The organism is Acinetobacter sp. D009, from assembly GCF_038562025.1.
Taxonomy (GTDB): Bacteria; Pseudomonadota; Gammaproteobacteria; order Pseudomonadales; family Moraxellaceae; genus Acinetobacter; species Acinetobacter pittii.
The window spans coordinates 3,828,590-3,843,723 of the sequence record NZ_CP151886.1 but is presented as its reverse complement, the minus strand read 5'-3'; the positions used below and the strand labels follow the sequence as shown (position 1 = coordinate 3,843,723).

The 15,134-nt window shown below is 38.6% G+C and carries 17 protein-coding genes; 8 read left to right on the top strand and 9 right to left on the bottom strand.

The genetic code is table 11. The features are described 5' to 3' along the window. Nucleotides 1-681: 681 nt before the first annotated feature. From rpmH to mnmE, 5 genes are all read left to right on the top strand, one after another. Nucleotides 682-816 carry a 50S ribosomal protein L34 gene (rpmH, locus tag AAC388_RS18325; RefSeq protein WP_000831329.1) on the top strand — a complete coding sequence of 45 codons (135 nt, stop codon included), beginning with the start codon at nt 682-684 and terminating at the stop codon, nt 814-816. Between the two features lie 29 nt (nt 817-845). Beyond that, entirely contained in the window at nt 846-1,238 is a 393-nt protein-coding gene (gene rnpA, locus AAC388_RS18320; protein ID WP_005063921.1) for a ribonuclease P protein component, read from the top strand. A gap of 10 nt (nt 1,239-1,248) precedes the next feature. Beyond that, nucleotides 1,249-1,569, top strand: coding sequence for a membrane protein insertion efficiency factor YidD (yidD, locus tag AAC388_RS18315; protein ID WP_003656027.1), 321 nt, complete (start codon nt 1,249-1,251; stop codon nt 1,567-1,569). Nucleotides 1,570-1,574: 5 nt separating this feature from the next. Next, entirely contained in the window at nt 1,575-3,335 is a 1,761-nt protein-coding gene (gene yidC, locus AAC388_RS18310; protein WP_002115440.1) for a membrane protein insertase YidC, read from the top strand. A 90-nt stretch (nt 3,336-3,425) separates the two neighbouring features. Further along, nucleotides 3,426-4,781, top strand: coding sequence for a tRNA uridine-5-carboxymethylaminomethyl(34) synthesis GTPase MnmE (gene mnmE, locus AAC388_RS18305; RefSeq protein ID WP_270945712.1), 1,356 nt, complete (start codon nt 3,426-3,428; stop codon nt 4,779-4,781). A gap of 48 nt (nt 4,782-4,829) precedes the next feature. On the opposite strand, the gene AAC388_RS18300 is transcribed toward mnmE, so the two are convergent. Continuing rightward, complete coding sequence (locus AAC388_RS18300; RefSeq protein ID WP_002115414.1) at nt 4,830-5,093, bottom strand: metal/formaldehyde-sensitive transcriptional repressor; 264 nt, start codon at nt 5,091-5,093, stop codon at nt 4,830-4,832. A gap of 57 nt (nt 5,094-5,150) precedes the next feature. Between AAC388_RS18300 and dmeF the strand changes: the two genes are divergently transcribed. Further along, complete coding sequence (dmeF, locus tag AAC388_RS18295) at nt 5,151-6,131, top strand: CDF family Co(II)/Ni(II) efflux transporter DmeF (RefSeq protein WP_342371036.1); 981 nt, start codon at nt 5,151-5,153, stop codon at nt 6,129-6,131. Between the two features lie 95 nt (nt 6,132-6,226). Continuing rightward, nucleotides 6,227-6,925, top strand: a complete 699-nt coding sequence (locus tag AAC388_RS18290; protein WP_342371035.1) for a DsbC family protein — start codon at nt 6,227-6,229, stop codon at nt 6,923-6,925. A gap of 52 nt (nt 6,926-6,977) precedes the next feature. Here AAC388_RS18290 and AAC388_RS18285 read toward each other — a convergent pair whose 3' ends face one another. From AAC388_RS18285 to AAC388_RS18260, 6 genes are all read right to left on the bottom strand, one after another. After that, on the bottom strand, nt 6,978-7,229 hold the full coding sequence (locus AAC388_RS18285) for a GlsB/YeaQ/YmgE family stress response membrane protein (protein WP_002115476.1): 252 nt from the start codon (nt 7,227-7,229) through the stop codon (nt 6,978-6,980). 172 nt (nt 7,230-7,401) lie between these two features. Further along, a complete protein-coding gene (gene hpt, locus AAC388_RS18280; RefSeq protein WP_002115408.1) occupies nt 7,402-7,929 on the bottom strand; it encodes a hypoxanthine phosphoribosyltransferase in 528 nt (175 codons plus the stop codon). Between the two features lie 214 nt (nt 7,930-8,143). Beyond that, nucleotides 8,144-9,469 carry a guanine deaminase gene (gene guaD / locus AAC388_RS18275; RefSeq protein ID WP_342371034.1) on the bottom strand — a complete coding sequence of 442 codons (1,326 nt, stop codon included), beginning with the start codon at nt 9,467-9,469 and terminating at the stop codon, nt 8,144-8,146. Nucleotides 9,470-9,525: 56 nt separating this feature from the next. Beyond that, nucleotides 9,526-10,581, bottom strand: a complete 1,056-nt coding sequence (locus AAC388_RS18270) for an aromatic ring-hydroxylating dioxygenase subunit alpha (RefSeq protein WP_342371033.1) — start codon at nt 10,579-10,581, stop codon at nt 9,526-9,528. Between the two features lie 292 nt (nt 10,582-10,873). Further along, on the bottom strand, nt 10,874-12,034 hold the full coding sequence (locus AAC388_RS18265; protein ID WP_342371032.1) for a glutathionylspermidine synthase family protein: 1,161 nt from the start codon (nt 12,032-12,034) through the stop codon (nt 10,874-10,876). Between the two features lie 21 nt (nt 12,035-12,055). After that, nucleotides 12,056-12,421: a hypothetical protein gene (locus AAC388_RS18260; protein ID WP_311081421.1), complete on the bottom strand. Its 366-nt coding sequence runs from the start codon at nt 12,419-12,421 to the stop codon at nt 12,056-12,058. 178 nt (nt 12,422-12,599) lie between these two features. Between AAC388_RS18260 and AAC388_RS18255 the strand changes: the two genes are divergently transcribed. Further along, the gene (locus tag AAC388_RS18255; protein ID WP_069122187.1) at nt 12,600-13,181 is read left to right on the top strand and encodes a nucleotidyltransferase family protein; all 582 of its coding nucleotides are present in this window, start codon (nt 12,600-12,602) and stop codon (nt 13,179-13,181) included. A 51-nt stretch (nt 13,182-13,232) separates the two neighbouring features. On the opposite strand, the gene AAC388_RS18250 is transcribed toward AAC388_RS18255, so the two are convergent. Together AAC388_RS18250 and AAC388_RS18245 are read right to left on the bottom strand one after the other, a co-directional pair. Then, the gene (locus AAC388_RS18250) at nt 13,233-14,186 is read right to left on the bottom strand and encodes a TerC family protein (RefSeq protein ID WP_342371031.1); all 954 of its coding nucleotides are present in this window, start codon (nt 14,184-14,186) and stop codon (nt 13,233-13,235) included. A gap of 318 nt (nt 14,187-14,504) precedes the next feature. Further along, nucleotides 14,505-15,101 carry an undecaprenyl-diphosphatase gene (locus AAC388_RS18245; protein WP_126645895.1) on the bottom strand — a complete coding sequence of 199 codons (597 nt, stop codon included), beginning with the start codon at nt 15,099-15,101 and terminating at the stop codon, nt 14,505-14,507. Nucleotides 15,102-15,134: the final 33 nt, after the last annotated feature.

Genomic DNA, 15,134 nt, shown 5'->3' with positions numbered 1-15,134 from the left:
GTGTATCCCCTATTTCTGCGTTTTTAAATTCAAATAATCTAAAGATTAACCCTTCCTGATGAGAAGGGGTCGCCATTCTAACCAAGTTATCCACATCTGTCATGACGATTTCAGTTGATTTTGTCTAAAAAGAAATCTCTTGTGAATAAATTTAAATTCAAAATGGCTTGTGTATAACTTTTTGCACAAGCTGTGGATAAATTAACACATAAACTTATCCACAATCCATAAATATAGTAAAAACAGAGTTATCAACAACTCAAATATATGTTTTTTAAATTTAAAAGTACGAAATCCACAGAAAAAGTTATCCCTAATAAGAATAAATTTAAATTTCTAAATTTGAATTTATTTAATAGGGTGGAGATCTTTTGTGGATAACTGCAAAATATGAATTTAAATTCAAATACAGCAAATCCAAACCAAGATGGTATCTTGTTTTGTTGATAAATATGTATATAAGGTGTGTATATATTAAAAGTTCTAATAAAAATAGACAATTACTTTGTGTATAACTTTTAAAGCTATATATTGCACTGAATTATGACCGTGATAAAAAGAAGAGAAGAGATTAAAAATTTGGGTTAAATACAAAACTTTCTTGGTTTTTCATTGACAGCGTAAACATTGCACAATAAAATCGCGGACCTTTATAGAAAGATCATTTTTGGGAGTTTCAATATGAAACGTACTTTCCAACCATCTGAATTAAAGCGTAAACGCGTTCATGGTTTCCGTGCTCGTATGGCAACTAAAGCTGGTCGTCAAGTATTAGCTCGTCGTCGTGCAAAAGGTCGTCATAGCTTAACTGTTTAATACTGTTACGCTGACCAGACTTGGGTGTGATGACACTTTACAGTTTTAGCACAGACGTGCGAATACGCTGTGCTGCAGATTATAAAAGTGTATTTGATGGTGCGCTTTTTAAAGTGCATCAACCCCATTTTTTATTTCTTGCAAAATTAACCGAACAGCCTAAAAGCCGTTTGGGTATTGTTGTTGCTAAGAAAAAAGTGCGCCGAGCGCATGAAAGAAATCGAATAAAACGTCTTGCTCGTGAGAGCTTTCGTCTACATCAGCCGAATTTTGGATCAGACATAGATGTTGTGGTGATGCCGAAAGTTGGTATAGAAACGATTACGAATGCTGAGCTATATCAACAATTAGACTTTGCTTGGCAAAAATTACAGCGCTTAGCAAAAAAACATTCTAAAGTTGGCACAACCTCGCAGAATTAAGAGATAGCCAATGGTCCGTTTTCTACGTTGGTTGATTCGACTGTATCAAATTGCGATTAGTCCGCTTCTTGGACCCCGTTGTCGTTATATCCCGACTTGTTCCCAATATGCGATAGAAGCATTACAAACTCATGGTGCGATAAAAGGCGTTTGGTTATCTTCTAAACGGATATGTCGTTGTCATCCGTGGGGAGGATCTGGATATGATCCGGTACCGCCAAAAGCAATTCGTTTTATTTCGTTTCATCAAATAGATTCTCAAACGCATCATGTTGCTGTACCCTTTCGTGATCGTTTACTGAAGCAAAATCTCTCTAACCATTTGGGGTAATAGATATGCAACAATGGGCCAGGTTTGCAATTCTCGGGGCCATGTTTGTCACCGCATATTTGCTCATTTTGGCTTGGCAAAAAGATTATGGAAATGCTGCAACTGCTCCGCAACAACAAGCGGCAGCTGTAAGTTCGCATGAAGTATCTGCTGATTTGCCAAATGCTAAAAATGCAACAGTGGCTTCCGATGTGCCACAAGCAAATATTGCGCAGTCACAAACCACAGATGCAACTGCACCTGTGAATCAACAGCTTATTTCAGTACAAACTGACCTTTACCATATTTGGATTAATCCAAAAGGTGGTGATATTGTTCGTATTGAATTACTCTCACACGACAAAAGCAAAGACAGCGATCAACCTTTTGTTATGCTTGAAAATGATGCCAAGCGTACATATGTTGCTCAATCTGGCTTAATTGGTTTGAATGGACCAGATAGTAGTCGTGGTGGTCGTCCATTATATGCTGTTGAAAAGACATCATATACTTTGGCTGATGCTAAAGGTGTACAGGACCAAAAGGGTCAATCTGAAAAAGTTTTAAACGTTCCAATGGTATTTAAAACACCTGAAGGCGTTGAAATTATTAAAACTTTTACCTTTACTCAAGGTCAATATCCAATTGTTGTAAAACATCAAGTCATTAACCGTAGCCAACAAAGCTGGCAAGGTCAGATGTTTGGACAATTAAAGCGCGATAATTCTGAAGATCCAGGTAAATCTTCTCAAGGTATTTTCACTCTAGGAACTTTCTTAGGTGGAGCTTGGGGAACGCCTGATGCACATTACAACAAGCTTAAATTTGCTAATTTCTCAGAAGAAAAAGTAAATACTGAAGCTAAAGGTGGATGGGTTGCGATTGTTCAGCATTATTTTGTAAGTGCTTGGATTCCTGGAAACCTTAAGCTGACTCAAGCTAATGGTCAGCCTTATGTAGCTAAGCTTGAATCTCGTCAATCTGCTGATCACATGAATATCATTGGTTTTACCTCACCAGTGATTAATGTTCCGGCAGGCACTTCAATGGAAGTGGATGCAAAACTTTATTCAGGTCCGAAAGTACAATCTGAATTAAAAGATTTAGCTGTTGGTTTAAATCAGACTGTTGATTATGGTTGGTTATGGCCGATTGCTAAACTCTTGTTCTTAGGTCTTCAATTCTTCCATAGCATTGTGGGCAACTGGGGATGGTCAATCATCTTGCTTACCATTATGGTGAAGATGATCTTGTGGCCTTTATCTTCAAAAAGTTATCGTTCTATGGCGAAAATGCGTGTGATTGCACCAGAAATGCAACGCATGAAAGAAGAGTTCGGTGAAGACCGTATGCGCTTCTCGCAAGAAATGATGGCTTTATACAAGCGTGAACAAGTAAATCCACTTTCAGGTTGTTTACCATTGTTGCTACAAATGCCAATTTTCCTTGCTTTGTACTGGGTACTCATGGAAAGTGTGGAATTACGTCACGCACCATGGTTAGGTTGGATTCAAGACTTGTCAGCAATGGATCCTTGGTTCATCTTGCCGTTAATCATGGGTGCTACCATGTTTGCACAGCAAATGTTGAACCCGCAACCCGCTGATCCAATGCAGGCAAAAGTGTTCCGCATTATGCCGATTATGTTCACGGTATTTATGTTGTTCTTCCCTGCCGGTCTCGTACTGTACTGGATTGTGAACAACAGTATTACTATTTTACAGCAGTCGTTTATTAATAAGAGCGTTGAGAAAAGTCGTATCAATAAGACTGAATCAGCTTCTTAATCGTTGAACTTTTGCTGAATAAATCCGCTTAAGATGGTAATCTTAGGCGGATTTTTCTTTGGCTGGATTTTAGGTTTTTAGGTGAATAATATGCAAAGTCAAACCACGATTGCCGCAATTGCAACGCCACCTGGGCGTGGTGGTGTGGGCGTGATTCGCCTATCTGGACCTAAGGCTTATGAAATTGCTCAAAACCTGACACAAAAAAACTTGCCAGAAGCGCGTATGGCGGGTTTCCGTAAATTTTATGATGCTGATGGCAGTATTATGGATGAAGGGATTGTTCTATGCTTTCCCAATCCTCACTCGTTTACAGGTGAAGATGTTGTAGAGCTACAAGGTCACGGCGGTCCAGTCATCCAAAATACCTTGCTTGGACGTCTATTTGAGCTTGGTGCAATTGCTGCAAAAGCCGGCGAATTTTCCATGCGTGCTTTTGAAAATGGCAAGATGGACTTGGTACAAGCGGAAGCGATTGCCGACTTGATTGATGCGACTTCGCAAGCTGCGGCACGCTCTGCGGTTCGCTCTTTACAAGGCGCTTTTTCAACAAAAATTAATACCGTTTTAGAAAAACTGATTCATTTACGCTTGCATGTTGAAGCAGCAATTGATTTTCCTGAAGAAGAAATCGATTTCTTGGCAGATGGTAAAATTTTAGCTTTACTTGAAGATGTTCAGCAGTCAGTACATGCTGTTCAAACCTCTGCACGACAAGGTCAATTACTACGTGAAGGTTTGCAAGTCGTTATTGCAGGTAAACCAAATGCGGGTAAGTCGAGCTTGTTGAATGCACTTGCTGGTGTTGAGCGTGCAATTGTGACCGATATTGCTGGTACTACTCGTGATGTTTTACATGAAAAAATTAGCTTAAATGGTTTACCAATCACCTTAACAGATACAGCGGGTCTTCGTGAAACAGGTGACATCGTTGAGAAAGAAGGGATTCGTCGTGCAATCAAAGAAATTGAACAAGCTGATTTGTTATTGCTGGTTTATGATTTAAACCAAGGTGATGACCCATTAAAACTCGCTCAAGAGTATTTTGCGGAACATATTGAACCACGTCGTTTAATGTTAATTGGTAATAAATGCGATTTAACTGGTCAATTAGCTGAAATAAGCGATTTTCAAGGTTTCCGTCATATAACCGTTTCTGCAAAACAAGAGATGGGCGTACAAGGCCTCGTAGATGCGATTACAGCGCATGCAGGCTTCCACCCTGAGGAAGACACCTTTATTGCAAGAACACGTCATTTAGACGCAATGAAGCGCACACAGCTCTATCTTTCAGAAGCACGTGAGCAACTTGTTGTGTTTAACGCAGGTGAACTGGTTGCTGAGTCATTACGTCTTGCCCAAAATGCTTTAGGTGAAATTACCGGTGACTTTAGTGCCGATGACCTATTAGGCAAGATTTTTGGTTCATTCTGTATTGGAAAATAATTACAAAATTCTGAATGATGCACATGGCTGTGTCATTCAGTCACCTTGTTAACCGTATCTTTTTAGAACCTTTAAAAACTCATCTAGCTCATTCTGATCAACTTGTGCGTCTTTGAGCACGTGATGATGTAAATGCTGTTCCATCAATTCACTCATCAAACCGTTTATTGCCCCTTTAATTGCAGCAACTTGTTGTAGTATTTCTATACATGAAATATCTGGCTGTTCAACAGCATGCTCAATGCTGTTGATTTGTCCTTTTAGTCGTTTTACACGATTAAGTATTTTTTTATCCTGACCAATGTGACTCATCTGTGTTCTCTTGTATAATTCAATATACTGGTAGGGAGTATATTGGGTTTAAATATTATGCAGGATCATAGTGTATCACGTCATCATCAACATCAGTTTGATGAAGGAAATCCACTTGCACAAAAACGTATTTTGATTGCAACAATTTTAACGGCATCAATGATGGTGTTAGAAATATTCGGTGGATGGTTTTTCAATTCAATGGCACTTTTGGCTGATGGTTGGCATATGAGTTCACATATGTTGGCACTCGGTTTAGCCTATTTTGCTTATCGTGCGGCTCGTCATTATTCCAAAGATCGTCGGTTTAGTTTTGGAACGTGGAAAATCGAGATTTTAGCGGGTTATAGCAGTGCAATTTTGTTGATGGTTGTCGCCATTTTTATGGCGTTTCAGTCGATACAACGTTTATTTAATCCAGTTGAAATTTTTTATAATGAAGCGATTCCGATTGCAATTTTAGGTTTGGTCATTAACTTGATTTGCGCATGGTTACTTCACGATGATGGGCACCATCACCATCACCATCACCATCACCATCACCATCACCATCACCATCACGAGCATGGGCATCATCATCACGATTTAAACCAAAAAGCTGCATTTTTACATGTAGTTGCAGATGCAGTAACTTCTGTTTTTGCAATTATTGCACTTTTCGCAGGTAAATATTTCGGATGGGATTTTTTAGATGCACTTTTAGGAATTTTAGGTGCTATTTTGGTTGCAAAATGGTCTCTGGGATTAATGAAAGAGACAGGAAAAACCCTTTTAGACGCAGAAATGGATCATCCTGTGGTTGAAGAGATCCGTGAAGTCATTGCTGAGTTTCCTAAATATATTGAAATTACGGATATTCATGTCTGGAAAGTCGCGAAAGGTAAGTTTTCTTGTATTTTGGCACTCGAAACTGATGATATTTCTTTAACCGCAGATCAGATTCGTCATGCTTTATCCATTCATGATGAAATTGTGCATATTTCAGTAGAAATTAATACTCTAAAACCAGCTTATGTTCCACGTGAAACATTGGCATAAAAGAGTGGCAGTTTGGTTATAACTCGGTAATCAGTTCTGTTTTAAAAAGCTGAACTGATTAAAATGAGCTCCTCTCCTACCTATGAGTTGGTTTTATGCTTAAAAAATTAGGAATATTGACACTATTAAGCTTAACGGCGAGTTTAAGTTTCGCTAATGTGGATACGGTTAGGGAAAATTTTAAAAAACAATATCCTAATTTGAAAATTAGCAATATTCAGAAAACTGAAATGCCTGGGCTATATAGCGCTAATCTTGATCAGCAAATCATTTATGTTGGTGAAGATGGGCAACATATGTTTGTAGGCTCTATGATTCGGCTAAAAGACCAGAAGAACTTAACTAAAGATCTGGTTTTAGGACAAAACTCAATTGATTGGAAACAACTGCCTTTAAAAGATGCGATTAAAACAGTCAAAGGTAATGGTCAACATGTTTTAGCAGTATTTTCTGATCCAAATTGTCCTTATTGTAAGCAGCTTGAACCTGAACTCGATAAGCTTAAAGATGTGACTATTTATACGTTCATCTATCCTTTAAAACCTCAGTCTATTGTGGTTTCTAGACAAGTTTGGTGTGCACCAAATCAATCTTACTCATGGAAAAAACTGATTCAGCAAGGTGTTAAACCAATAGCTGCGAGCTGTGCAAACCCAATTGATCGTAATTTGGAATTAGGAAAAAAACTCGGCTTTAACGGCACCCCTACCCTGATTTTTGCAAATGGTTTCAAACTGGTTGGCGCACGCTCTGCTGAAGAAATTCAGGCCGTATGGAAAGAGTTAGGTCTTTAAAATAAATTAAAAAAAGCACCATAAGGTGCTTTTTTTATAAATGAATTAAAGTTTAGCTTTTTCGTGCAATCAAGTTGTAGATAAAAAGAATAACGATGGCACCAATCACGGATGCGATAAAGCCTGCAGCTGAGTTTTCGCCGTAAAGTCCAAGTAAACGACCACCATAAGTAGCTAGAAGTGAACCTGCAATACCAATCAAGGTCGTTACGATGAAACCTGCTTTATCATCCCCAGGATGCAAAGCACGAGCGATTAAGCCAGCAAAGAAACCAACTACAATAGCAACAATAAGTGACCACATATTTGTTCTCCAGTTGTTTTTTTGATGAAGTTAATGATTTTGCTTCATATTCTATCGTGCGGTAGAGCTGTCTATTTTGTCTGTAGCAGATTGCGACTTTTTGTGTCTTTTTTGTTCAAAGCTAAGGCTTTATATAAAAAAATAGCACCTTGCGGTGCTATTTCTCTGAAATTTATAAACCAATTTCACCAATAAATGGCAAGTGGCGATATTTTTGATCGTAGTCTAAGCCGTAACCCACAATGAATCTGTCTTCAACTTCAAAACCTAAAAATTTCACTTCAAGATCAATTTCACGGCGAGATGGTTTACTCACTAATGTGCAGAGTTGAATTGAATTTGGCTCGCGAGTTTGCAACATTTCAACGACTTTGCTTAAGGTATTGCCTGAGTCGATAATGTCTTCAACAACCAATACATCTTTACCGCGAATTTCACCGTCAAGATCTTTTAAGATTTTGACATCTCGACTTGAAGTCGTACCGCCGCCGTAGCTAGACACTGTCATGAAGTCGAGTTCATGCGGTTTAGTAATTGTACGGCACAAGTCTGCCATGAAAATAACAGAACCACGAAGTAGTCCAATAAGAACTAATTCTTTATCACTATTTGCATAGTGAGCGTTAATTTGCTCGCCGAGCTCTTTGACTTTTGCTTGAATTTCTTCGGTTGAAATCATGATGCTCATTGCAACAGTCATGGCAGATTCCTACAAGATATAAAAGAAAAAATAAAAAAGGTGTTGACCTGCAACACCTCGAAAATCTGAGTTAATGGTAAAATTTTAAAGCAAAATGACGTTTCATGCACCCTTTGATGGCTGTGAAATTTTATCATTTTGCGGATTATGTCGATCACGCTTTAATGTAAGAGCACATATTCCAAATAATAACAAAAACTTAACAATGCCTTTTTTATTTGGCTGTTTCTTTTTGATAAGCACGGTTTCCATAAATATAAGTCGCCTCAATATTACGGTCATCACCTAAAGTGAATAATGCAAACAGTGAGTCTTCAACAGATTTGGATTTAGACTGGCGAAGTTCCTGTAATGCTGTTGGCTTGAGATTCAGTACCACAAAGTCTGCTTCTTTACCGACATTGAAGTTGCCTAACTGATCTTGTAAATCAAGCGCTTTTGCTCCACCTAAAGTTGCATGATAGAGCGCTTCATAAGCTGAAAGTTTATCACCTTGTAACTGCTGAACCTTATAAGCCTCGTTAACGGTTTGCAGCAAACTAAATGATGTACCAGCACCGATATCTGTCCCTAAGCCTACTTTCACTTGTTTTTCCCAAGTTTTTTTCAGTGGAAATAAACCACTGCCTAAGAACAGGTTTGACGTTGGGCAAAATGCAATAGCCGATTGTGTATCATGCATACATTGCCATTCTTGATCTTCTAAGTGAACGCAATGCGCAAATACAGAACGTTTACCAGTCAGGCCATAATGTTGATAAACATCTAAATAGCCAGCTTGTTCAGGAAATAAAGATTTCACCCAAGCGATTTCATCTTTGTTTTCACTTAAATGGGTATGTACATAAACATCAGGAAATTCTTGCTTTAACTGCCCTGCTCTTTCTAATTGCTCAGGTGTAGAAGTTGGCGCAAAACGTGGTGTAATCGCATAAAGTGCACGACCCTTGCCATGCCATTTTTCAATGAGTGCTTTTGTGTCGCTGTAAGCTGTTTCTGGCGTGTCACACAGCGCTTCAGGTGCATGACGGTCCATGAGAACCTTACCTGCAATTAAACGCATCTGAACGTGTTCTGCGGCTTCAAATAAAGCATCAACAGACTCAGGGTGAACTGTACAGAAAACGAGAGCGGTGGTTGTACCGTGTTTTAAGAGTTCCTGAACAAAGAACTGGGCAATTTCACTTGCATATGCTTTGTCCTGAAACTGGATTTCAGTTGGAAATGTATAGGTATTGAGCCAGCTTAAAAGTTGTTCGCCGTATGCTCCAACCATTTCGGTTTGCGGGAAGTGGATATGGGTATCAATAAAGCCGGGTACAATCAATTGTTCTGGGTAATGTTGAACTTCAACCCCAGCAGGAAGATGCTGTTGAGCTTCATCCCATGCACCAAACCATTTGATTTTCCCATGTTCACTAATCAATACACCATCTTCCAAATAACGTACTTGATTTGGAATATCAGTTGGCTCAGAGACAGTTTGCTGAATATCTAAAAAACGACCACGCACAACGGTGGTATTTGCGATCAATGACATGGAAAGCCTTTATATTTTCACTTTTTTCGGTTGATTGTACCCCAGTTAACCAAGATTTAAACGGTATAACGTTTACTTAGTCCCCATTCAGCCAAGATCCGACGATAAGTCGTTGATGAACGGTCAGCTTCAAAATGAGCTTCCATCATTAAATCTAGCGGCAATTCTTCTGGCTTTTGTGATTCGACCATGTCTTGGTCTTCAGCAAAAATTTGAGCATTAAATGCATATACGTTTTCTAAATCGCCTGTTTGATCAAAGTTACGTGTTAATGGAACAAATAAACGAGTTTTATTACTTGAGATAGGACAACAGGCGTTCAAGATTTTTAAAACACCGCCTTCTGGAAAATCGACCGTAAGCACGGCTGAAAAAGGTGGATAGACATCAAAGGTGCGCTTCCACAAAAAGCCTTCTGGTTCGAGATGTTTTAGCTCATGCGGATAGTTACTAACATTACTGATATAGACCGTTTTTAAGCCGTAGTTGGTACGTTCAGTATGATATTTGGGTACGACAGGATTATCGCGATTTGCAAAGGCATTGTGATGTACCCATGCAAAATGAGCGACATCGATAAAACCTTCAAGTTGACGTCCGCTAGACCCGCCAATATCGACAAAAGGTGGCAAAATCGCTTGATGCTCTGTCTGATCCCAAGTATCTAATACTGGAATATTGGCTTGAACAACATCACGACTATGAATACTGGTCCAAATGAGGCCATAACGTTGAATAACTGGAAATTTGGTCAGAGAAAAACGATCAGAGATTTTGGTTAGCTCGGGTTGAGCTGGTATTTGGGTACATTTCCCTTCGGTGTTATAGCGTAGACCATGATAAGGACACACAATCTCCTCACCGTCTACCCATCCTTTGGTTAAAGGAACACCACGATGGGGGCAAATATCTCGGACCAGATGAATTTCACCACTTTCTGTTTTATACAGTGCCATATTCACGTCTAATAGTGTCACTCGCTGGGGTGTAGTAGAGACGTCTTGAGTACGTGCGACGGGATACCAGTGGTTCGATAAAATTTCCCAATCTTTTGCATCAAAACTGCTGTTACATGGCATAGCAAGTGGCGTTAAAGTTGGGATAGCATTCATGGCATTACTCCTTAAAAAAATTAGGGCTCTCACGAGCCCTTAAAATCTAGGCTTTTTTCTTTTTAGGAGATGCAAAGAGCTTGCCAATCTAGATTTTTGATCAAAGAAAAGTGAATAAAAGTATTAAATTACATAAGATTAAGTCATTATATTTTTGAATTTTTGTTCTAATTTCGCTTTAGAGGCTATAGTTCATTATTTGCTATGCACTTAGAATGCACTAATTGACTGCGTTGAGGGCACAATAAAAAAGCACTTTAAAAGTGCTTTTTTATGCATATCTAGGCGTTTATTACTCAACAAAGTAGTGCGCTGCAAAGTGAGCATCATTACCGATAATGTCGTAGCAATCTTCACGAATGGACATACCTGCGCATTGATGACCGACCATCCATAATCCAAGTGTAGGGAGTTGTCCTGAAAATAAAGGGGTATCTACCCATTTTTGTACGACATACCCATATTTGTCATAGTCATCAAAATAGAAACTACCAGAAGCTGCACCTTGGTCATGGCCATCTTGTAAAACCCGAATATTAGCCCCTTCCCTTGCCAAAATCGGTTTTTTCACCCATTTGCCAGACAAAGCCTGTTGCGGTTCATACGCATGGGTTTCAACTAATAAGGGATGATTTGGATAACGCTTCCAAAGCTCAACCAGAATCGCTTTATTTGAAAGTAACATTTTCCAACAAGGTTCAATCCACTGTGTTCGTGGATGGATATATTGAGAAAAGGCTTCTTCCCAGATCCATTCCCATGGGTAGAGCTTAAATATGTTTTGAATGGGCTGATTATGGAGATCAACAAAATCTTGCCCGTTCCAGCCTATGTTCTCCATAGAAAGCTCGGAAACTTGTAGATGAGCTTGATAAGCGGTATCCATCAAGTACTCTAAATTACCCCAGTCTTCCCTTCCAGCCTCCTGACAAGCAGCAAAATGCACATGGCTAGCACGCGGTAAAATTGTTTTCCAGCGTTTAATCAGGTCTTCATGAATACTATTGAATTGATCTCGGTTTGCAATGCCTGAGACTTGTTCTATCCACAGCCACTGCGCGACAGAGGCTTCGAGTAAGCCAGTCGGCGTGTCGGCATTATATTCCAGCATTTTGATATTTCGCCCATCGTAAGCGAAATCGAAGCGGCCATACAGCATGGGGGCATTTTGTTTCCATGAATGTTCAATATGGTTTATAGCTGTTTCTGGAATTTGAAAATAAGCAGGATAGTCGCCCCGTTGAATGAGTTCTCCTACTACCGATAAACACATCTGATGCAGTTCATTTGCCGCATCTTCCAGTTGTTCAATCTCCTTAAGGGTAAACTCATAAGCAACTCCTTCAGACCAGTAAATTGAGCCATCAAGAGAAGGTAAATTAAAATAATCAAAACCAATATTTTGATGCTCCACTCGCCAGTCTGGTCGTGGAGTAAATATTTTTCTTTTCATATTAAGTGAATGCCTAAAGACTTAGCCGCCGAAAGAAAAACCGCTACGGCCAAAACCACCACGAATTGGGGATGAAGAAGACGCGCTTTTCGCTGTGCTTGAAATAACTGGTCGGCCTACACTCAAATTGCTGTAAGGATGTAAGGTATTGCCGCGAAAAGAAACTTCCCGATTATTTCGATAATACGCAGGACCTAAATAGCGATTACCAATATAGCTAGAACCATGTCCACTGGAGCTATTTTCTTGTTTACATGTTTCATTATTCCAGTCGCGAGCACAGTCATATTGGTTGTTATATACGTCTTGTACTAAAGGACCATCATTATGGCTACATGCCGTGAGTAATAGAGGGACAACGACAAGATTAATTTTTTTAGAACGCATGAGACTCCACACATTTTAATAAGTATGTTCGGCATAAAATACCGAATAGCTGTTATCTATTATGTTTCTGATTAGAAAAGATAAATTTTAAGTTGGCATATGATATTGATCAGCGCTTTTAAAGTACAGAGCTTCTATGTACTATTACATGGTGGATAACTTTAGTATTCTTTAAAATATGACAAATATATATAATAATTATCAACAAGATTTTATTGATTTGGTAATGAAATCTCCTTGTTTATTAAAGATATTATCTATTATTTCTCAATTGCATCCAAAAGTTTATTTAAGTGCTGGTGCTGTGAGAAACACTGTTTGGTCATATTTACATGGTAAAACTTATGATTTAAATACAAGTGATATGGATGTGATTTATTATAATGCTAATGAATATGATGATAGTTATCAAAAAGAATTGCAAAGTGATTTAAAAAGCAAATTTCCAAATCAAGATTGGGATGTTGTTAATCAGGCTTTGGTACATACATGGTACCGTAAAGATAATGGTGAAAAAATTCAGCCATTAACTTCGATTGAGGAAGCATTATCATTATGGTCAGAAACAGCAACAGCTGTAGCAATACGTTTCGATACTTTCGGCAATTTAGAAATAATTGCACCTTTTGGCTTATCAGATTTATTTGAATTGAATCTACGTTGGAATTCAGCTTTAGTTAGCTATCAGACTTTCAAAAATCGTGTAGAAAGCAAAAATTGGTTACAACAATGGCCAAAATTAAAAATAGTCAATTCCTAAGTTAAAAAGGGCTTTCTATGAAAGCCCTTTAATATTATTCAAATAAAGATTCTATGAGATTTGTCGCTTATTATGACGTAGAGAAAGGTAAGCAGTGATTGCTAACACTATTACGATAAAGCTTAACGAGATCCAGATTGGCATGTGGAATACATCAAGCAACAACATTTTCGCACCAATGAACAATAAAATGATGCCTAAGCCGTATGGTAAGTAATGCAATTTAGTCGCAGCGCCAGCAAGTAAAAAGAACATTGCGCGTAAACCTAAAATTGCCATTAAGTTCGCCGTTAAAACAATAAACGGGTCGCTAGTTACCGCGAAAATAGCAGGAATAGAATCTACTGCGAAAATCACGTCCGAAGCTTCAACCAGAATCAAAACTAGAAATAACGGCGTTGCCCACAATAAACCGTTTTGACGTACAAAGAATTTGTCACCTTCAAGCTGTGGTGTAATACGCATATGGTTACGTAACCATTTTAAGAGCTTGATATCTTCAATATTGGTTTCTTCATCTTGGCCTTTTAAGAACTTAAAGCCTGTATATACCAAAAACGCACCGAAGATATAAAGTATCCAAGAAAACTCTTGAACGAACCATGCACCAATAAAAATAAAGAGGGTACGCAGTACGATGGCACCTAATACGCCGTAGAGCAAAATTTTACGTTGTAGTGCAGCTGGAATAGCAAACGCTGCGAAAATCATTAACCAGACGAAAACGTTGTCAATTGCGAGGGACTTTTCGAGTAAGTAACCCGCAAAGTATTCCATAGTTTTTTGGTTTGCTAAGGTCACCCCAACTGTTTGTTGTAGGTAAAGCCATAAACCACCACCAAATAGGGCTGCAACGCTTACCCACGCTACACTCCAGTAAGCAGCTTGCTTAATTGAGACATCCTGACCTTGCTTTTGCTTAAAGCCTAAAAAGTCAATCAGGAGCATGACAATGACTATGCCAAAGAATGCTATGTACAGCCATAAATTACCGATTGTTTCCATAAATCCTCCATACATCCGGCAATTGGGCATAAAAAAACCTCGACCAGTTGCCAGATGAATAAACATCTGTATCAACATGATCAAGGTCTTGCCTACATCATGAATTTCACGATGCTCAGATACCGACTTTTTAATAAAAGCGTATTGACGATATCTGACACATAACACTGCTGTTATGTTTGGAGGAGGCTACTCCCCTTGTCAAACTAAATTCTGTTTTGGATAAAACATATCCAAGTCGACATAGAATGGCAGATTTTTTTGTATTACGCAACTGAACTTAATGTCGTGGTTTGAATGCAAAAAAAGATCTATAGGTTATTTAATCAAACCGCGGTCTAAAAGTGGTTTGCAGATAATCTGATAAAGGTGAATACAGAATGCCGTCAAACTTGTACCGTAAGCATTCCAGAAGTAATAACCTGCTGTATTGACTAGTAGTGCGACAATAAAAGCCCCTAACATGTCTAAAGGGAAATGCACACCTAAATAAATACGTGACCACGCCACTACAAATGATAAAAATAAAAGGATAGTTCCAATTATTTTGCGCTGAGCAAACAAATAAGATAAAGCAATGGTGCTGAAAATCAGCATATGATTACTTGGAAAAGATGCTGTTGGCGCATGTTCAATAAACGTAGTACCCACACCCATGACAAACGGTCTTGAGTGATGGTAAAACAAAGAAATAACGTAACCGACTAAAAGTGATACGCAGGTTAAAAAGACAGATTTAATGACCCTATTTTTTAAATCTTGATCGCCATAAAACCATAAAAATGTAAGGATGAATAAGAGAATATAGAGGAGATCATTAGCAAAAAAGATAGCAAGACGAATGATAAATTGACTCGCATCCTGAGCCCCATTAATCACATGGAATAAGCTAAGGTTGAGTGTTTCTAAAGACATTCATATTCCAAACAAGAACAAAAAACGTGGGCT